This is a genomic window from Bacillus sp. cl95 (assembly GCF_900115925.1).
In the GTDB taxonomy this organism is placed as follows: domain Bacteria; phylum Bacillota; class Bacilli; order Bacillales; family Cytobacillaceae; genus Neobacillus_A.
Genome location: NZ_FOYF01000001.1, coordinates 747,289 through 767,306, shown reverse-complemented (window position 1 = coordinate 767,306; position 20,018 = coordinate 747,289). Strand labels below are relative to the sequence as shown.

17 protein-coding genes are annotated in these 20,018 nt (G+C 38.6%); 14 read left to right on the top strand and 3 right to left on the bottom strand.

Annotation, left to right across the window (positions count from 1 at the left end):
- Positions 1 to 9 precede the first annotated feature (9 nt).
- Positions 10 to 702: a Crp/Fnr family transcriptional regulator gene (locus BMZ31_RS03830; protein WP_090830386.1), complete on the bottom strand. Its 693-nt coding sequence runs from the start codon at positions 700 to 702 to the stop codon at positions 10 to 12.
- A 281-nt stretch (positions 703 to 983) separates the two neighbouring features.
- On the opposite strand from BMZ31_RS03830, the gene BMZ31_RS03825 reads away from it, so the two are divergent.
- The 9 genes from BMZ31_RS03825 to clpB all read left to right on the top strand — a co-directional run bounded on the left by BMZ31_RS03825 (position 984) and on the right by clpB (position 13,839).
- Positions 984 to 1,163, top strand: a complete 180-nt coding sequence (locus tag BMZ31_RS03825; protein ID WP_090830385.1) for a YjzC family protein — start codon at positions 984 to 986, stop codon at positions 1,161 to 1,163.
- Between the two features lie 522 nt (positions 1,164 to 1,685).
- Positions 1,686 to 2,720 carry an N-acetyl-gamma-glutamyl-phosphate reductase gene (argC, locus tag BMZ31_RS03820; RefSeq protein WP_090830683.1) on the top strand — a complete coding sequence of 345 codons (1,035 nt, stop codon included), beginning with the start codon at positions 1,686 to 1,688 and terminating at the stop codon, positions 2,718 to 2,720.
- A gap of 18 nt (positions 2,721 to 2,738) precedes the next feature.
- On the top strand, positions 2,739 to 3,968 hold the full coding sequence (argJ, locus tag BMZ31_RS03815) for a bifunctional ornithine acetyltransferase/N-acetylglutamate synthase (RefSeq protein WP_090830384.1): 1,230 nt from the start codon (positions 2,739 to 2,741) through the stop codon (positions 3,966 to 3,968).
- A 13-nt stretch (positions 3,969 to 3,981) separates the two neighbouring features.
- Positions 3,982 to 4,752, top strand: a complete 771-nt coding sequence (gene argB, locus BMZ31_RS03810) for an acetylglutamate kinase (RefSeq protein ID WP_090830383.1) — start codon at positions 3,982 to 3,984, stop codon at positions 4,750 to 4,752.
- Positions 4,753 to 5,904: an acetylornithine transaminase gene (locus BMZ31_RS03805; protein WP_090830382.1), complete on the top strand. Its 1,152-nt coding sequence runs from the start codon at positions 4,753 to 4,755 to the stop codon at positions 5,902 to 5,904.
- 72 nt (positions 5,905 to 5,976) lie between these two features.
- Positions 5,977 to 7,059, top strand: a complete 1,083-nt coding sequence (locus tag BMZ31_RS03800) for a carbamoyl phosphate synthase small subunit (RefSeq protein WP_090830381.1) — start codon at positions 5,977 to 5,979, stop codon at positions 7,057 to 7,059.
- Positions 7,052 to 10,171, top strand: a complete 3,120-nt coding sequence (locus BMZ31_RS03795) for a carbamoyl phosphate synthase large subunit (protein WP_090830380.1) — start codon at positions 7,052 to 7,054, stop codon at positions 10,169 to 10,171. Before BMZ31_RS03800 ends, BMZ31_RS03795 begins: the two co-directional genes overlap by 8 nt.
- On the top strand, positions 10,168 to 11,124 hold the full coding sequence (argF, locus tag BMZ31_RS03790) for an ornithine carbamoyltransferase (RefSeq protein WP_090830379.1): 957 nt from the start codon (positions 10,168 to 10,170) through the stop codon (positions 11,122 to 11,124). The genes BMZ31_RS03795 and argF overlap by 4 nt, the downstream gene beginning before the upstream one ends.
- A 117-nt stretch (positions 11,125 to 11,241) precedes the next feature.
- Positions 11,242 to 13,839 carry an ATP-dependent chaperone ClpB gene (clpB, locus tag BMZ31_RS03785; protein ID WP_090830378.1) on the top strand — a complete coding sequence of 866 codons (2,598 nt, stop codon included), beginning with the start codon at positions 11,242 to 11,244 and terminating at the stop codon, positions 13,837 to 13,839.
- An 85-nt stretch (positions 13,840 to 13,924) separates the two neighbouring features.
- Here clpB and BMZ31_RS03780 read toward each other — a convergent pair whose 3' ends face one another.
- On the bottom strand, positions 13,925 to 14,107 hold the full coding sequence (locus BMZ31_RS03780) for a YjzD family protein (protein WP_090830377.1): 183 nt from the start codon (positions 14,105 to 14,107) through the stop codon (positions 13,925 to 13,927).
- 229 nt (positions 14,108 to 14,336) lie between these two features.
- On the opposite strand from BMZ31_RS03780, the gene BMZ31_RS03775 reads away from it, so the two are divergent.
- From BMZ31_RS03775 to BMZ31_RS03765, 3 genes are all read left to right on the top strand, one after another.
- Positions 14,337 to 15,074 (top strand): lipase family protein, encoded by a 738-nt coding sequence (locus tag BMZ31_RS03775; protein ID WP_090830376.1) that lies wholly within the window; start codon positions 14,337 to 14,339, stop codon positions 15,072 to 15,074.
- 77 nt (positions 15,075 to 15,151) lie between these two features.
- Positions 15,152 to 16,000, top strand: coding sequence for a hypothetical protein (locus BMZ31_RS03770; protein ID WP_139206601.1), 849 nt, complete (start codon positions 15,152 to 15,154; stop codon positions 15,998 to 16,000).
- 165 nt (positions 16,001 to 16,165) lie between these two features.
- On the top strand, positions 16,166 to 17,119 hold the full coding sequence (locus BMZ31_RS03765; protein WP_090830374.1) for a BMP family ABC transporter substrate-binding protein: 954 nt from the start codon (positions 16,166 to 16,168) through the stop codon (positions 17,117 to 17,119).
- Positions 17,120 to 17,139: 20 nt separating this feature from the next.
- On the opposite strand, the gene BMZ31_RS03760 is transcribed toward BMZ31_RS03765, so the two are convergent.
- Positions 17,140 to 17,391: a hypothetical protein gene (locus tag BMZ31_RS03760; protein ID WP_090830373.1), complete on the bottom strand. Its 252-nt coding sequence runs from the start codon at positions 17,389 to 17,391 to the stop codon at positions 17,140 to 17,142.
- A gap of 198 nt (positions 17,392 to 17,589) precedes the next feature.
- Between BMZ31_RS03760 and BMZ31_RS03755 the strand changes: the two genes are divergently transcribed.
- Both BMZ31_RS03755 and fabF read left to right on the top strand, forming a co-directional pair.
- A complete protein-coding gene (locus BMZ31_RS03755; RefSeq protein ID WP_090830372.1) occupies positions 17,590 to 18,522 on the top strand; it encodes a beta-ketoacyl-ACP synthase III in 933 nt (310 codons plus the stop codon).
- Between the two features lie 94 nt (positions 18,523 to 18,616).
- The gene (gene fabF / locus BMZ31_RS03750) at positions 18,617 to 19,855 is read left to right on the top strand and encodes a beta-ketoacyl-ACP synthase II (protein WP_090830371.1); all 1,239 of its coding nucleotides are present in this window, start codon (positions 18,617 to 18,619) and stop codon (positions 19,853 to 19,855) included.
- Positions 19,856 to 20,018: the final 163 nt, after the last annotated feature.

Below are 20,018 nucleotides of genomic sequence, written 5' to 3'. Positions count from 1 at the left end.
AGCGGCTTTTTAGTCTACTTTGCAAATTTCAATCGGACAATCTTCGCAATCAATTTCCTTTTTTAAAAAAAGCAGATCGTGAACTTTGATCAGACCTTTCTCCATGGAAATAACCCTTTGTTTTTTGAGTTCGCTCAGCAACCTGTTCACAACTTCTCTGGATGTCCCACAGAAATTTGCTAATTCTTGATTCTTTAAAGGAAAGTTAATTAATATACCTCCATCAGTCTCGATTCCAAAGCTATTTGTCAAACGAATGATTGTAGAATAAAGAGCGCCTTTTTTGCCGTGAAGGACTAAGTCCCGGAATTTAGCCTGAGTCTTTCTATGTTGCAAACTCATCCATTTCATGTATTCCAATGCCAAAGAGGTATTAGTTGCAAGCTTTTCTTCAAGTTGGCTTTTTGAGATAACAGCAACAGAACCACCTTGAATTACTTTTGCCGTTAATAAATATTTGGAAGAAGGGCAAAATAAGTTCAATTCACCTATCAAATCACCGGCATTACATAATCGAAAAGTCAGTTCACGTCCATCGGGAACCATTTTATTGATTTGAATAATGCCATTTTGAATAAGATATAACTCATTAGCCAAACATCCTTCTTGGAAAAGGTAATCGTCATCTTCAATTTTTTTGATATGACTTACTGTCTGGAAGATTTCTTTTAATTCAAATGGAATATCTTGAATGACTTGCATAGACCCTCAGCTCTTTCAAATGGCTTTTTGTTTGGTAATGGATGGGTTTATCCAAAGATTATACTGTAATTATATTGATAATACTTAAGACGTATCAATGTTTTATAAACGAATTCATAAAATCGTCACCATTGTCAGAATTTCCAAGAATAGTACCGACCTTTTATGACAAATTTATTGCTTGGGAAATAGTGCTGTCGAATGAAGTTGGAAACATTTTCTTTCATTTTCAAAAGTGTTTTGGCAAATAATAAGGGAAACGTGAGAAGGAGTGAATTCATTTGGGTCAAAATCGACAGTTTAAACCAGGACAAAAAGCTCCGAATAATGGGGAATATATAGAAATTGGTGAGACAGGAAGCACTGTAAACAATCCGAAAAAGATCAGATTAAAAGCTGGAGACAGCTTCCCGGAAAACTCTAATCACAATCGTATATGGTCTTATGTAAGAAAACCTTAAGACATGAAAAACATGGTTCTGAAAAGAATCCATGTTTTTTTATTGGCTATGTCCAGCACCCAGCCAGTTTTCTTCGGTGAATAAGCTTCCTTATTTTTTGGCTCTGTTAATGTTTAGTGTTGTTTTTCATAAGTGAGTATGGAGAATCCACTCCCTTTCCGCGGACGAACTGGCAAGCCTTCTCGCTCGTTCCTCACTGCGGGGTCTTTCCAGCCCTTTTTTCCGCAGGACATTGAATAAGCTTCCGTGAATAATCACCGCACGAAGGAAATGCGATAGCACAAGGAAAGCTTCCAGGAATTCACATCGCACGAAATGATGCGATAGCATCATGAGGATTTTCGAGGAGTCTCGCGGATTCCCTCCCATAAAATAATCAACAGTTTCGTTTAACAGAGCCTATTTTTTTGAAAAAAAAGATTGCAATTTCTGATTATTTATTTTTATAATGGTTGATATAAATTAATAATTATTTATAAAAATGAATAAAAATACAAAATGTTATCAGGAGGATAATTGGTGATTAACGTTTCTGTAATAGGTGTAACAGGATATAGTGGCGTGGAACTTCTGAGGTTGCTACATGCACACCCTGAATTTAATATTCATACGATGCATTCAACCAAGCCAGAAGAATCCATTTCCAACTTATTTCCCCATCTTACAAGATTAATAAATTGTGATTTGGATAGAGTGGATGTCGATCGTATTGCTGAGGAGTCTGATCTGGTATTTCTCGCAACACCATCAGGGGTTTCAAGTGAATTAGCAAAAGGATTCTTTGATAAGAACATTAAAATTATTGATTTATCTGGGGATTTGCGATTGAAGAATAAGAATAAATACGAACAATGGTACGGGAAAGAGGCTGTAGCTGATCGTATTTTAGAAAAAGCCGTTTACGGATTAAGCGAATGGAATGCAAATGAAATAAGGAATGCAACGATAGTGGCAAATCCCGGATGTTATCCAACCGCTGTTCTATTAGGCTTGGCACCTGTGATGTTAGAGAAGGCCATTCATATAGATTCACTCATCATAGATGCAAAGTCTGGTCTTACTGGTGCAGGAAAGTCACCATCAAACGATACACATTTTTCAAACATGAATGAAAACTTTAAGATTTATAAAGTGAACAAACATCAGCATATTCCTGAGATTGAACAGCAACTTCTTCAATGGGACGAATCAACCCAACCGATTACGTTTAGCACACACTTAATGCCGATAAACAGGGGGATTCAAGCAACTATTTATGCAAAAGTCAGTAATGGATTTGATACCAATAAAATGCGGTCACTCTATGAATCTATGTATCAAAATAGTCCATTTGTACGAATTAGAAACAAGGGAGATTTTCCTCAAGTAAAAGAAGTATGCGGATCAAACTTTTGTGACATTGGATTAGATGTTGATCCTAGAACGGGTAGGATAACGATTGTTTCGGTTATTGATAATCTCGTAAAGGGAGCCGCTGGTCAGGCAATTCAGAATGCCAATCTCATGTTCGGTCTCAATCAAGATGTTGGTTTATACCATATGCCGATGTTTCCATAAAAGGAAGGGGTAGACAAAGTGCAAGCTACAAACTCTATTGAAATAACAAATATAAAATCAGGAAGTATCATAACACCTAAGGGGTTCCTTGCAGCTGGTACACACGCGGGGCTGCGTTATTCAAAAAAAGACTTAGGGGTTATCATAAGCGAAGTTCCTGCCATTAGTGCAGCGGTTTATACAACAAGTCATTTTCAAGCGCCACCTTTAAAAGTGACTCAGGATAGTTTAGCAGAGAATAGTTTTTTGCAAGCTGTCATTGTCAATAGCGCTTGTGCAAATGCATGTACTGGTGAACAGGGCCTTAAAGATGCGTATCAAATGAGATTGTTGGCTGCGCAGCAATTTAATCTTATTGAAGATGCCGTGGCAGTAGCTTCTACAGGAGTAATCGGTGAATTTTTGAAAATGGATAAGATTGAGATTGGAATTACCGAGCTTCTTCCAAATAAAGAATTAACGGATGCTGAAGACTTTCAAACGGCCATTATGACAACAGATCTTGTTATGAAAAAATGCTGTTATTCTACCGTCATTGGTGGAAAGACTGTGACGATGGGTGGAGCAGCGAAAGGGTCGGGGATGATCCATCCAAACATGGCTACTATGCTTGGCTTTGTGACAACAGATGCGGCTGTTCATGCAGATTCACTGAAGAAGGCACTTCAGTTAGTTACAGGCCATAGTTTTAACCAAATAACGGTAGATGGCGACACATCTACAAACGATATGGTAATCGTTATGGCGAATGGTCTGGCAGAAAATCCCGTTCTCGATGAGAACAGTCCAGATTGGGTGGCGTTCGTAGAACTTCTCGCAAAAACTTGTCAAGATTTAGCCAAGCAGATTGCACGCGATGGCGAGGGGGCGACGAAGCTGATTGAAGTAAACGTCAAAGGGGCAAAAGACGATGAGCAGGCCCGTGCAGTAGCGAAAACAATTGTTGGCTCTAATCTTGTGAAAACGGCTGTTCACGGTGCCGATGCAAACTGGGGAAGGATTATCGGTGCTATTGGAGCAAGTTCAGCAGAGGTTAATCCTGAGATTGTTGATATCTCTTTAGGTGAAATGACTATGTTGAAAAAAAGTGAACCTCAAGCCTTTTCTGAAGAAGAAGCTACGGCGTATCTAAATGAAGATACAATAAAAATTCACGTGGATTTACATTTAGGAAATGGAATTGGGCTCGCATGGGGATGCGATTTGTCATATGACTATGTGAAGATTAATGCAAACTATCGCACATAAAAGGAGCAGGGAAATGCAAATAGCTGTCATAAAATGCGGAGGCAGTATCATCAATGAATTATCGGATGCATTTTTTACGAGTATCAAAGTGCTGAAAGAAGAAGGTTATGGCTGTGTCATTGTCCATGGCGGAGGTCCTGATATAAATGAAGAGTTAGAAAGAATGCAGATTGAGCCGGAATTTTATTTAGGGATGAGAAAAACAACAGCAGTAACATTGCAAGTAGTAGAACAAATCTTAGCTGGAAAAACCAATCGTGCACTTGTCACTCGACTAGAGAAAAAAGGTCTCAATGCAATAGGGATAAACGGTAGTGATGCAAAGTGTCTACAAGCGGAAATGATAGACCAAGAGAATTTGGGTCTAGTTGGGGACATAACAACAGTGAACGCTTGCCTCATTGAGTCGTTGTTGCAGCAAGACCTTATTCCGGTACTTACTCCTCTCGCCATAACCGATAAAGGAGAGAAGCTGAATGTGAATGCGGACTTAGCAGCTGCAGCTGTCGCAAAAGCATTAAAGGCGAATCAATGCGTATATATAACGGATGTTAGCGGGATTTATATCGATGGTTCATTAGTTCTTGCTCTCACTGATAACCAAGTAAGTGATTATATCAAAAATGGTAGCATCTATGGTGGAATGATTCCAAAGGTTAGTTCGGCCCTTAAGGCCATTGCAAATGGTGTTAAGAGCGTAAGGATCGTTTCTGGAAAGGAAGCCTTTTTTGATAGAGAGAAATGGTATGGAACAGAAATAGGGACAAAGGGAGTGCAAGTATAAATGAGTTATTTATTTCCTACTTATTCACGATGGGAAATTGAGCCTGAACATGCTGAAGGAACTTACCTAATTAGTAAAGATGGCAAGAAGTACTTAGACTTTACGTCTGGTATCGGAGTTTGTAATTTAGGTCACTGTCCAGAGAATGTGAAAAAAGCCATCCAATCGCAGCTGAATAAATTTTGGCATGTATCGAACCTGTTCCAACAAAGCGAACAGGAAAAGGCAGGACAAATGCTTGCCAAAGCCGCTGGGATGGACGCTGTTTTTTTTGCTAACAGTGGTGCTGAAGCAAATGAAGCAGCGATCAAGCTTGCTAAAAAAGCGACGCAGCGTGACAAGGTCATTACTTTCCAACAGTCTTTCCATGGAAGAACGTACGGTGCGATGGCTGCAACAGGACAAGAAAAAGTGAAAATTGGTTTTGGTACGATGCTTCCAACCTTTGTTTCACTGCCGTTTAACGATATTAAGGCATTGCAAAATGAAATGAATGAAGAAGTGGCAGCCGTTATGCTTGAAGTCGTTCAAGGTGAAGGTGGAATTCATATTGCCGACGCAGATTTCCTAGATCAAATTCAATCATTATGCAAAGAATGTGGTTCATTATTGATCATTGATGAAATACAAACTGGCATCGGCCGCACAGGAAAACCTTTTGCTTTCCAACATTTTGGAATGGAACCGGATATCGTCACAGTAGCTAAAGGATTAGGTAACGGATTGCCAATCGGAGCTGTTATTGGTACGGAAAGACTCAAAGCTATTTTTGGTCCAGGAAGCCACGGTTCAACTTTCGGTGGTAATCCAGTCTCCATCGCAGCAGCCATTGCTACCATGGAAGAAATCTTTGAATCTGCCTTTCTTAGAAAAGTAGAAGAAAAGAGTGCTTGGCTCTTCGATTATTTAGAAAGTAGCTTAATTCACCACGCATCTGTTAAAGCAATAAGAGGCTTAGGAATGATGATGGGGATTGAAATAACAGTACCTAATTCTCAAATTCTTTCCCTTTTAAGGACGTCAGGATTAATTGTTTTGCCAGCGGGTGAAAAGGTGATTCGTCTCTTACCACCTTTGACAGCCACACGAGATGAGCTAAAGGATGGAATTGAAATCATGATAAAGGTATTTGAAGAGTTTAAAGAAAAATAAGCGATTTTTTTTAGAATAATTTGCATAATTATCATTATTCATGAATGTATATACAGAATTAGAGGTGTCGATATGAATGGATATATTAAACTAAGCAGTGGTGAAGTTTATTCTGGTGAATGGAAGTCTAACCTAAACCATCAAGAGGACATTCAAGGGGAAATTGTTTTTTATACAGGTATGACGGGATATCAAGAGGTCTTAACCGATCCATCTTATAAGGGGCAAATTGTCGTATTCACATACCCCTTAATCGGCAATTACGGAATCAATGAAACAGACTTTGAAAGCAAGCAGCCGCATGTAGCAGGGGTCATTGTATACGAAGCAAGTGAATCTTCATTCCATTATGAAGCGAAACATACTTTAAGAGAATACTTGAATAAGTGGAATATCCCTTTGCTTTCGCATGTGGACACAAGAAGTCTCGTTAAGAAAATAAGAAAAAATGGGAGCATGCAAGCTGTACTCTCTCATCAAGAAAGCCCATTGAAAGATTTGAAAATGCCTCAAACCTTGAAAATTGAGAGCGTTACAGTAAAAGAGATGGTATCGGTTGGTGAGGGTGAACATCACGTTGTACTTGTTGATTATGGATTCAAAAAATCGATTTTAGATGCTCTTTTAGATAGAAACTGCATGGTAACTATCGTTCCTTATCACTTTTCTTTTGAAAAAATCGCAAAATTGCAGCCAGATGGCTTAGTACTTTCTAATGGTCCTGGTGATCCTTTAGATCTTATAGGGGAGTTCCCGAAGATTAAGAAGCTGCTCCATCATTATCCCACATTAGGGATTTGTCTTGGTCATCAGCTTAGCGCACTCTCACTTGGTGCGATGACTTCTAAGCTAACTTTTGGACATAGAGGAGCTAACCATCCTGTGTACGATGTGAAGAAAAACAAAGTCATTATGTCATCACAAAATCACAGTTTTGTTGTAGAAGAAGATAGTCTGAAAGGAACAAACTTAGTTGTTCGATTTAAGAATCTGCATGACCAATCAATTGAGGGACTTTATCATCAAAGGTTGCCTATCCAAACGGTTCAATTCCATCCTGAAGCAAATCCAGGCCCTTCGGATAGTGAGTATATCTTTGATGAATTTATGGAAGAAATTATTCAATACAATGGGAGAGTCAGAGCATATGCCTAAAAATACAGCTATAGAAACGATTCTTGTCATTGGATCCGGACCAATCGTAATTGGTCAGGGTGCTGAATTTGACTACGCAGGAACACAAGCGTGTCTTGCTTTAAAAGAAGAAGGCTACAAAGTAATCCTCGTTAATAACAACCCAGCCACAATCATGACTGATGAGGCTATCGCCGATTCTATCTATTTCGAACCTCTGACAGTCGAAACATTGGAAAAAATCATCAGAAAAGAACGACCAGACGGACTTTTGGCAACATTAGGGGGACAGACGGGATTAAATTTAGCATTTCAGCTAGATGAAAAAGGAATTCTTGAGCGCTATGGCGTTAAAGTGTTAGGAACTTCTATTAATTCGATCAAGCAAGGTGAGGATCGTGACGCTTTTCGGAACTTAATGAACGAGCTGGGCGAACCAGTACCTCCAAGCGCAATTGTTCATACTGAAAAAGAAGCAATGGAGTTTGCTAAAACCATCGGATTTCCTATTATCATACGTCCTGCCTATACATTGGGAGGGTCCGGTGGAGGGATTGCCGACAATGAAAAAGAGTTAATAACTCTCATTAAAGGGGGACTTCATGAGAGTCCAATCAGCCAATGTTTGATTGAAAAAAGCATTGCTGGCTTTAAAGAAGTGGAATATGAAGTCATGAGGGATTCTTCAAATACTTGCATAATCATTTGTAATATGGAAAATATCGACCCCGTAGGGATTCATACTGGCGATTCAATCGTAGTAGCACCCTCTCAAACGCTAACAGATGATGAATATCATCTGTTGCGTACTTCGGCAGTTAAGATTATTTCTGCATTAGAAATTATTGGAGGTTGTAATATTCAGTTTGCCCTCGATCCTGTTAGTAAGAATTATTATCTAATCGAAGTTAATCCGAGGGTTAGTAGATCTTCTGCATTAGCATCCAAGGCAACAGGATATCCGATTGCTAGAATTGCTGCCAAACTCGCAGTTGGATATTCTTTATCTGAAATAATGAATCCAGTCACGGAAGAGACATTCGCGAGCTTTGAGCCTGCCTTAGACTACGTGGTTGTGAAATTTCCGGTTTGGCCTTTTGTGAAATTCCCAGAGGTAGATAGAAAACTGGGTACACAAATGAAGGCAACTGGAGAGGTTATGGGCATAGACCGTAACCTTGAAAGAGCGATTTTGAAATCCCTTCGTTCTTTAGAGATGAATAATGAAGATTTAGTCATGCCTTATTTAGGAAGCTGGACGAATGAAAAATTATTTTTCCAGTTAAAAGAACAAACGGATGAACGTTTCTTCATTCTAATGGAATTGATTAGAAGAGGGACATCTATTGAAGTTCTTCATGAGATTACAAAGATAGATTTATATTTCCTTACATGCTTTGCGAGACTGATTGAAATCGAAAAAGAGATTTACTCCTTAGACACTGAAAAGGTTGGAAGAGAAGAACTCGCTTTCTTTAAGGAAAAAGGATTCAGTGACAAGTTCCTTGCTAAGTGTTGGAAGGTGGAAGAGAAGAAGATCCGCCAACTTAGAAAAGAGTTTGGCATATTACCTGTATATAAAATGGTAGATACATGTGCTGCTGAGTTTGAAGCTACTTCCAACTATTACTATTCTTCTTATTTCGGAGAAGACGAGCGAATAGAAACGGACAAGGAAAAGGTTCTCATCATTGGAAGTGGACCGATTCGTATTGGACAGGGAATAGAGTTTGATTACTGTTCTGTCCATGGAGTGCTAGCTGCTAAAGGTGAGAACATTGAAACCGTTATGATCAATAATAATCCAGAAACCGTTAGTACTGATTTCACCATCTCTGATCGCTTATACTTTGAACCATTGACAGTGGAAGATATCCTAAATGTCGTAGAAGTGGAAAAAATTCATAAAGTAATTGTTCAATTCGGAGGGCAAACGGCGATTAACCTGGCTAAAGAGTTAGAATCATTCGGAGTTGAAATTCTCGGCACAAATTCAGACATTATCGACATGCTTGAAGATAGAGAACGATTTTACGAGCTTTTGGGGAAATTGGATATTCCTCATGTCAAAGGAAAGATGGCACATAACTCTACTCAGCTTCTGGAGGGAGCAAAAAAGATTGGATTTCCACTACTTATTAGACCTTCTTATGTAATCGGCGGATTTGGAATGAAAATCGTGAATAATCAAAGTGCACTATATAAATTTTTAAAAGAAGAAAGTGTTCCTTATCCAGTATTAATAGATCAATTTCTTGAGGCAAAGGAAGCAGAATTAGATCTTGTAGCAGATGGTGAAAATATTTATATCCCTGCCATTATGGAACACATTGAAAAAACGGGTATCCATTCTGGCGATAGTATGTCCATTCTTCCACCTATCGATATTTCCTCTGCTGTTCAAAATAAGATGTGTGAATATGCCAAAGCTATCGTATCCGAAATTGCGTATCGAGGATTAATGAATATTCAATATATCTTAAAAGATGAAGAAGTTTATGTACTTGAAGTAAATCCTCGAGCAAGCCGAACTGTTCCAATCATTAGCAAGGTGACAGGCTATCCGCTCGTTCAAACCGCAACGAAAATTCTGCTAGGGAAAAGATCATTGCAGAATGAAAAGGAATATAAGGAGTCGGTAGCACCATTATACTGTGTTAAGTACCCAATATTTTCAAACTATGCTTTAAATGGACTTGATTCAAAAACGGGGCCACAGATGAAATCGACTGGAGAAGGGATAAGCATAGGCGAAAGCGTATCAATAGCTTTAAATAAAAGCTTTCATGCCATTTCGAAAAAAGAGATCCAGTCTCAAGAAGTCCTAATCTATCATGATGATGAAGAAATAGTGGATTTAGAGAATTCGGAAGATGCAGGACAGGTACGTTTCATTTCTTCAAAAGAGTTACCTAGTCCAATAAGGAATGATAAGGTCACCGCCTTTTATAGCCCAGGAATTAGTGAAAAAGATATCGCTAATCGAAAAATCGCGACAAAGCAACGAATTCTGACTTTTACCGAAGAAGAAACCCTTCGAGCATTCTTGAATTCAACGAAAGAAAATCAATGGAAAGTAAGCGATATTAAGGATTGGCTAAATAGAAATCGAGAGGAAGTGCCGCTAGGATGATACAGACAAATTTCAGGAACGATTCACTGAATATTAAAGGAAAAGACTTTTTATCCTTGATTGATTATTCACCGGAAATCATCCAAGGTCTTCTTACCAAAGCTATCAAAATTAAGAATATGACTCTATTAGGGGAGAGTTATAAACCTTTAGTAGGAAAAAACCTTGGGATGATTTTTGAAAAGTCATCAACAAGAACAAGAGTATCCTTTGAGGTTGGAATGTTACAACTTGGGGGCAATGCTTTATATTTAAACAGCAGTGATCTACAGATGGGACGCGGGGAATCGATCCATGATACGGCAAAGGTGTTATCTCAATACTTGGACGGAATCATGATCCGAACTTTTTCTCACGATATTGTCACTGAACTTGCCCATTATGCATCCATTCCTGTTATTAACGGTTTAACGGACTTGTTCCATCCTTGTCAGGCTTTAGCCGACCTTCTCACCATTCAAGAAAATAAGGGTGAATTGGCAGGTCTTAAGGTTACTTATATTGGAGATGGAAATAACGTAGCTCACTGTTTAATGATAGCTTGTGTGAAAATGGGAATGGATTTTGTAATTTCATGTCCAAAAGGTTATGAGCCGAATGAAAGTGTTATTAAAATGGCTATTGAATTAGCAAAAGAAAACAAATGCACAGTCAAAATTGAGAACGATCCCCTTTTAGCCGCTATGAATGCTGATGTGCTATACACGGATGTCTGGACGAGTATGGGGCAAGAAAAGGAAAACGCTATGAGACTAGAGGTTTTTTCTTCCTATCAAATCAATGAAAGAGTAGCTGATCAAGCCAAGTCCGATTATATGTTTCTTCATTGTCTTCCTGCCCACCGTGGGGAAGAAGTGACATCAGGAATCATTGATGGTTCTCATTCTGCTGTATTCGAACAGGCTGGAAACCGCCTTCACGCCCAAAAAGCGCTACTTTCCGAACTACTATAATAATGAAGAAATAAGACAAAGCCATTCGACTTCATGTTCGAATGGCTTTTATTTTCCATGGGAATAATTTATAATATAATCATTAGTCAAAAAAGGTCAAACAGGAGGTTGGGAATCATGAATCTTGAAAAAATGACGGTGCGATTGCAGGAGGGTTTACTTGCAGCACAGGAGTTAGCGAAAGAACACCATCATCAGGAAATTGCTGATGCCCATCTTTTTCTTGCATTAATGAATCAAGATGAAAGCTTAATTGTGTCTGTATTGGAAAGGGAAAATGTTGGAATTGAGATGGTCAAATCGAAATTGCAACAGGCCATTGCCAACAAGCCGCAAGTTTACACTTCAAACACGAATGGTAATCAAATATATGTATCCGCTCAGTTGCATAAATTGCTATCAAAAGCAGAGGAAATAATGAAAGATTTTGAAGATGAATATTGTTCTGTCGAAGTGGTGCTATTAGCTGGTCTTTCTATCAATGACTCTGAGATATCCAAAATATTAAAAACGCATGGAATAAATGAAAGTAAGGTCAAAAAAATCATATTTGAAGTCAGGGGGAATCAGAAGGTGACGACACAAAATCCAGAAGTGACTTATGAAGCATTAAAAAAATATGGACGAGATCTCGTTGCAGAAGTAAGAAGCGGGAAAATCGATCCTGTCATAGGAAGGGATGGCGAAATTCGCCATGTCATTCGCATTCTATCAAGAAAAACGAAAAACAATCCTGTTTTAATTGGAGAGCCCGGTGTCGGAAAAACGGCGATTGTAGAAGGGCTTGCTCACCGAATTGTGCGTAAAGATGTACCAGAAGGCTTAAAAGATAAAACCATTTTTTCACTTGATATGAGTTCATTGATAGCAGGTGCGAAATTTAGAGGGGAATTTGAAGAAAGATTAAAAGCTGTGCTTAATGAAATACGGAAGAGTGAAGGGAAAATCCTCCTATTTATTGATGAACTTCACACAATAGTGGGTGCAGGGAAAACTGAAGGAGCGATGGATGCAGGGAATATGTTAAAGCCTATGCTTGCTCGTGGGGAACTACATTGCATCGGCGCGACTACCTTGGAAGAACATCGTAAATATATCGAGAAAGATCCAGCCCTAGAAAGACGTTTTCAACAGGTCCTGGTTCAAGAACCTACAGTCGAAGACACAATTTCCATTCTTCGCGGCTTAAAAGAAAGATTTGAAATCCACCATGGAGTTAATATCCATGATAGAGCCATTGTGGCTGCTGCTACATTATCTAACCGTTACATTTCAGATCGTTTTTTACCGGATAAGGCCATAGATCTTGTCGATGAAGCTTGTGCCATGATTCGGACTGAGATTGATTCAATGCCATCTGAACTTGATGAAGTTACCAGGAGATTAATGCAACTTGAAATTGAAGAAGCGGCACTCATGAAAGAAACAGATGAGGCTAGTAAAGAAAGACTGGCTTTCTTGCAAAAGGAATTGGCTAACTTAAGAGAACAGGCGAACACCATGAAATCTCGCTGGCTAAAGGAGAAAGAAGGAATACAAGCGGTTCAGGAAAAGAGAGAGCAGCTCGAAAAACTTCGTAGAGAACTCGAGAAAGCAGAAAATGATTATGATCTAAACAAGGCCGCAGAACTACGTCATGGAAAAATTCCTGCACTTGAAAAAGAACTGAAAGAATTTGAATCCTCCTTTGTTAATCAGCAGGAAAATAGGCTTTTGCGTGAAGAAGTTACAGAGGAAGAAATAGCGGGAATTGTTGGTAGATGGACAGGAATACCGGTTTCGCGACTGGTCGAAGGCGAACGTGAAAAACTCTTAAAGCTCGAGAATATCTTGCAGGAACGAGTTGTGGGTCAGGATGAAGCAGTACAGCTCGTGGCAGATGCAGTATTAAGAGCAAGAGCGGGAATCAAGGATCCTAATCGCCCTATTGGCTCGTTCTTGTTCTTAGGACCAACGGGAGTGGGAAAAACAGAGTTGGCTAAAACGCTTGCTGAGGCATTATTCGATAGTGAAGAACAAATGATTCGAATAGACATGTCCGAATATATGGAAAAACATTCGATTTCAAGATTGATTGGGGCTCCTCCGGGGTATGTAGGATATGAAGAAGGCGGTCAGCTGACAGAAGCTATTCGCAGAAGACCTTACTCTGTCATTCTTTTAGACGAAGTTGAAAAAGCTCACCCTGAAGTATTTAATTTGCTACTACAAGTTCTTGACGATGGACGTATTACCGATTCACAAGGACGCACGGTAGATTTCAAGAATACTGTCATCATCATGACTTCAAATATAGGATCTCATTTCTTGCTTGAGGAATTAGATAGTGTAATAAGTGAGGAGACGAAAGAAAAGGTAATGGCAACCTTACGTGGTCACTTTAGGCCGGAGTTCTTAAACAGGGTAGATGATATTATTTTATTTAAGCCGTTATCGCAAGTCGAGATTAAATCTATTGTTTTAAAAATGATTGATGGTTTGCAGCAAAGACTAGCAGAAAAGCATATAAGCATTTCGTTAACGGATGAAGCAATCCGCTTTATCGCAGACTCGGGATTCGACCCGGTCTATGGAGCAAGGCCATTAAAGCGGTTTATCCAAAAAAATCTGGAAACAAAGCTGGCAAAAGAAATCATTGCTGGCAATATTCACGATCATTCCACAATCGAAGTAACCTTTAAAGAAGGACAGCTTTTTATTAACACTCAGAAATAAGAAAAGTTGTTAATCACCATTCTCACAAAAAATAAAAAAGGTCATCCTGCGATGATGCAGGATGACCTTTTAAGTAGGTTGATTCTTAGTGTTTTTCAATAGGATCATTAGGCAGAATAGCAGGAACAACTAAGATTAAGATTGTTGCTCCAACAGCAAGAATAGATCCAAGTTTAAAATCGAATGCAACACCGACCATTGAACTAGCTACATAAGTCAACATTTGTACAAGAAGAAATGCCCAGAAAAAAGTCCAAAAATAACGCACGATTTTCACCTCTAACTATTTAGAAATCTTTTTTCATCTTAACATAAGCTTTAAAATTAATAAAGAAAAACTGACAAGTCCGAACTGAAGGAAAATTTATTTTTAAATAATTAACGGTGTTCGTATATGAATTTAAGTGGATATTTTTGTTGTATAGGCAAACTCCCTCTCAAAACATTTTAATTTACATAAAATATTCTGTAGAAATTATGCAAAAGGGGTCTTATCTATGGAAAACCGGAGTTTTCAACTGGATAGTGAATGGAACATCGTCCAATACCCAGAGAAACCGACGGGATTTGGTGTCTTAATCATTGGCGACGAGAGACATTTCGTAGATGAATGCAAAAGTTTCTGGATGCAGAACGAAGGAAAACAGGCTATCACTCAAAAGTTGAGAGATGCAGGTTACACAATTTTTTCTTCCAATTTATACGGAAGGAATTGGGGGAGTGATCAAGCGGTTGAGCTAAGTAAACGCTTGTATCAACATATTTTAAAAAGTGAAATCTTAAACAATAAAATCCATGTTCTAGCTGAAGGAATGGGAGCTCTAGTTGCATTAAGGCTTTTGCAGGAAATGAACGATAAAATCCGGTCGGTTGCTTTAATAAATCCAATCTTATCTCTAACACATCATCTTGAACAAGAACGTGAGCACAAATTTTTTTATAAGAAATTAATGAAAGAACTTTCGGCAGCGTATCACGAAGATAGTAAAGTGATTGAAACACAAATTCTTGCTAGAGGAAGTGAAGTGACTTTGGATTATGGAGTTCCGATTTCCATTTATCACATACTTGCGGGAGGAAGGGCTTTTAATCAATCCAAGTGGACACAGAAGTTAATTGACAGTCAGAAAAACAGTAAGACTGTCATTCAATCCAGTTATATGCTACCAGAAAAGAAACTTCAGTTAGGTCAACAAATCATCAAATTTTATAAAAGCCATGAGAATCAATTGTAAAGACAGTCTTCCCTTTAAGAAATAATCAGCCCATATAGAGCATACGATACATTGAGTAGTTTTTAGGGGAGGCTTTTATGATGGACAAGGTTGTAATATTATCGCCTTTTGGTTATACAAATTTTTATTTATGCTCTCAATTCCTAGAAAAAGGAATTGAAACCTATGGTTTTAACGTTTCCGATCTAAGTTATGATTCATTTGAAGAAGAAAAATTGATGGAGATAGGAAGAAATGCGAATTATATTGAAATAACGAGGGAAAAACTATTAGAAAACCCATCAATTATTGATTCGGATATTATTATTCTATCTTTATACGATTTTTTCATATCAGGTCATGAGGAATTAAAAGATAGAAACTTATTTGAGTTTATCATCAATGTAAGCAATCGTTCAAAGCAACTCGTTGTACTATTGCCTATGCAAATGAAATTAAAGGAAGAGAAAGTCAATTTAGCCATTAGCGTTTTACAGGAGCTATTGACACGGTTGGAATCATCCAAGGTCAACATTATGCAACAATATTATTTACCCACGCTATATGGCCCGTGGCAGCCTCTTCCTTTTGTATTTCAAACTTTGCTTGTGAGTGAGGGAAAAGGTAAAAGAAATTTGAGTGAGTTCAAGGATTGGACCGCCGATGCGATTTACATTGAGGATGCAATCCGGGAATTAATGAATAAAATAGTCGCAGAAGATAATGGGAAATACCTTTTGAAGAGTGATGTGCCGAACCATTGGGAAAAGTGTGCTGAACTATTAGGTGGTTATTCCGGAAATTTCCAATCAAGGTTTCCAGACATTGAGCATATGCTTGTGGAAGAAGACGTTCAAATCGTAACTGTAAAGTCTTCGATATCCTTAGAAAATGCCCTGGATAAACAAAAAATGCACACAAGTAGACTTTTATTGGGTAAAGACTGAAGCAAATGAAAATGCTCTTTTCAATTTAGGTCTTAGGGAGTAGAATAAGAGGAAATGCACCCATAAAGTGCCAATACAAAAAGTCCAATGCTAAAGAAATTGTACAGCTTCTAAAGCTGTATATTTTTTGGGCATAAGGGTTGCTGTCTAAAGGAGTTGCCAATGATGTTTAAGAGAATAATTACATTTTTGTTATGCCTTTTACTGCTACCAGGATGCGAAAACTCTATGAATACTGGTCAACTAAAAAAAGCGGGGCTTCTTGTTCCTGAAACAATTAATGATCAGGTGTGGGGTACAAAAGGTTATAAAGGATTATTGAAGGTACAATCAAAATTCGATGTTGAAGTATATTATAAAGAAGGTATGAATTCAAAAGCTGTTGTTGAGAGGGCAGTCAAAGAACTAGATCAAAAAGGAGTCAATCTCATTTTTGGACACGGTAATGAATTTGGTGGTTTCTTTGACGAAATCTCTAAATCATATCCCGACATCCATTTTGTTAGCTTCAATAGTGAGGCAAACAGTCCGCAAACAACGAGTCTGAATTTTGATGCTTATGCGATGGGGTTTTTTGGGGGAATGGTGGCTGCACATTCAACAAAAACGAATCAACTTGGTGTCATTGCTGCCTATGATTGGCAACCTGAAGTTCGTGGTTTCCAAGATGGGGCGAAATTTCAAAATGGAATGTCTGAGGTTTCGATTAAGTATGTGGGATCATGGGATGATAAGGAAAAAGCCATGCATATGCTAAAGGAATTGATCAAAAATGATGTTGACGTTGTATATCCCGCAGGAGACGGATTCAACGTTCCAATCATTGAAAGTATGAAAGAGCGGGGATTATTTGTAATTGGATATGTCTCCGATCAATCCGATTTAGGTGAAGAGGCTGTATTGACAAGTACGGTCCAACATGTTGATGCATTGTACGAAATAGTTGCTGAAAAGTTTAATAATGGAACCTTGGAATCAGGAAATCTATCATTTGATTTTGAAGATAATGTTATCTCTCTCGGTAAATTTAGTCCCATAGTGAATAAGGAATTCCAGAAAGAGATTAATGGGTTGATTCAAACATACATAGAAACAGGAAAACTGCCTGAAAAGAAATAAACCGCATTCAATAATGCGGTTTATTTTTTATTCATAAACTTTTCGATGAATGGCTGGATTGTCGAAAATAGTGGCTTTAGCTTATGAGCAGACTCAAGCAGTGTGTCAACGTGAATGATTATTTCATCCAAATCTAGATGTGATGTGGTCTCCAAAGATTCTTCAGGCACCTCATATATTTCTTCTTCACTTTCTGCTTCACTTCTATTTTTTGAGCCAAATAGAAAATGAGCAAATGGATCTTCCTTCATTTTTTCTCGATTTTCCCGCAACGTTATACCTCCTTAACAAGGCTTTACTACAGACTATGTTGAACATTTTTATTTCGTTAGGACAATAGCACATTGAAAAAACATATTTAACAGTTGCTTTAAAGACCAATATTTTGCTAAAATTAGTACCAAGTCATAATAATTGATAATATAATGTGAAATAAAAATTATAAAGATAAGTACAGGGGGATTGACTGTATGAATGCTGGAATATTAGGTATAGGCAGATATTTACCCGAAAAAGTTGTTACCAATGCGGATTTGGAAAAAATCGTTGACACTTCGGATGAATGGATTCGTACAAGGACAGGTATAGAAGAACGTAGGTTGGCAGAAGACAACATCGATACTTCTGATATGGGTTTTGAAGCTGCGAAAAAGGCGATTGAAAATGCAGGCATTGCTCCTGAAGAAATCGATTTGATCTTGGTAGCGACTGTTACGCCTGATCGACCATTTCCTTCAGTTGCATGCATGCTCCAAGACAGACTGGGAGCGAAACGAGCTGCCGCCATGGATATTAGTGCTGCCTGTGCGGGATTTATGTACGGAATGATAACAGCCAAACAGTTTATTGAGACAGGTGCTTATAAGCATATCCTCATCGTTGGTGTTGAAAAACTTTCCAAGATTACTGATTGGACAGATCGAAATACTGCCGTGTTATTCGGTGATGGTGCTGGTGCCGTTATACTAGGACCTGTTTCTGAAAACAGAGGTATCCTAGCTTTTGAATTAGGTGCAGATGGTACTGGAGCTAAACACCTTTATCAGGATGAAAACATCATCATGAATGGCAGAGAAGTTTTCAAATTTGCTGTCCGCCAAATGGGTGAAAGCAGTGTCCATGTATTAGAAAAGGCTGGATTGTCAAAAGAGGATGTAGACTTCCTTGTTCCCCATCAAGCCAACATCAGAATCATGGAAGCATCAAGAGAACGACTTGGACTTCCAGTAGAAAAAATGTCTAAGACAGTAAACAAATATGGTAATACCTCCGCAGCGTCCATACCTATCTCTCTTGTTGAGGAATTGGAAGCAGGGAAAATCCAAGATGACGATGTGATTGTAATGGTTGGATTTGGTGGTGGTCTCACTTGGGGAGCAATCGCGCTTCGTTGGGGTAAATAAAGTTATAATTGATTTTAATTCATTTAAGCCCATATTGTATGGAATGGAAGGCTTGTACTTTGTTAATCGTACTGAAAAAGGAGATGGATCTAGAGTGAATAAACGCAGGGTTGTTGTAACAGGTGTCGGAGCAGTGACTCCACTAGGAAATGACGTAAACACTACATGGAAAAACATACTTGCTGGCAAATCTGGAGTAGGACCGTTGACACGTGTAAATGCTGACGAATATCCTGCCAAGGTTGCTGCAGAATTAAAAGACTTTAACCCGGAAAATTTCATCGATAAAAGAGATGCGCGTAAAATGGATCGGTTTACTCAATACGCAGTTGCTGCATCATTAATGGCAGTCAAAGATGCTGAATTAAACATCACGGAAGAAAATGCTCCAAGAGTAGGCGTTTGGATTGGTTCTGGAATTGGTGGTATGGAAACTTTTGAACAACAATATGAAACGTTCATGAACCGTGGATATCGTCGAGTCAGTCCTTTCTTTGTACCAATGATGATTCCTGATATGGCGACAGGTCAAGTATCGATCACATTGGGAGCTAAAGGATTCAATTCATGTACTGTAACAGCTTGTGCTACAGGGACAAATTCAATTGGAGATGCCTTTAAAGTCATTCAACGTGGAGATGCTGATGCAATGATTACGGGTGGCGCAGAAGCACCGATTACCAAAATGTCTGTAGCTGGATTCTGTGCAAACACTGCACTATCCACAAATCCTGATCCAGCAAGTGCTAGCCGCCCATTCGATAAGAATCGCGACGGTTTTGTAATGGGGGAAGGAGCCGGAGTTGTCGTTCTTGAGGAATTAGAACATGCTCTCGCTCGTGGTGCAAAGATTTATGCTGAGATTGTTGGCTATGGAGCTACTGGTGATGCCTATCATATTACCTCTCCAGCTCCTGGTGGAGAAGGCGGGGCCCGTGCAATGAAAATGGCAATTGAAGATGGGCAATTAAAGCCGGAAGATATTGATTATATTAATGCACATGGAACGAGTACTGATTACAATGACAAATTTGAAACTCTTGCAATCAAAGAAGTTTTTGGTGAACACTCTTATAAATTAGCAGTCAGCTCGACAAAATCCATGACGGGGCATCTTCTTGGAGCAGCAGGTGGAATTGAAGCGATTTTTACTGTTCTAGCAATGAAGGAAAATATCCTTCCTCCAACAATCAATCTTCAAAATCCAGATCCAGAATGTGATTTGGATTATGTTCCAAATGAAGCACGTCCAAAAGTAATTAAGGCTGCTATTAGTAACTCACTTGGATTCGGTGGACACAATGCTACGATAGCATTTAAGAAATATGAGTAATCATCTTAAACGGGCGTATATACGTCCGTTTTTTTTTATTTTTTTTGGCTCTGTTAAAGTTTAAAGTTGATTAATAAACAATGTTAACTGGAGCGGATGGCACGAAGACTCCTCGAAAATGCTATCGCATTTCCTTCGTGCGTGGGTTCATTCAAGGAAGCCA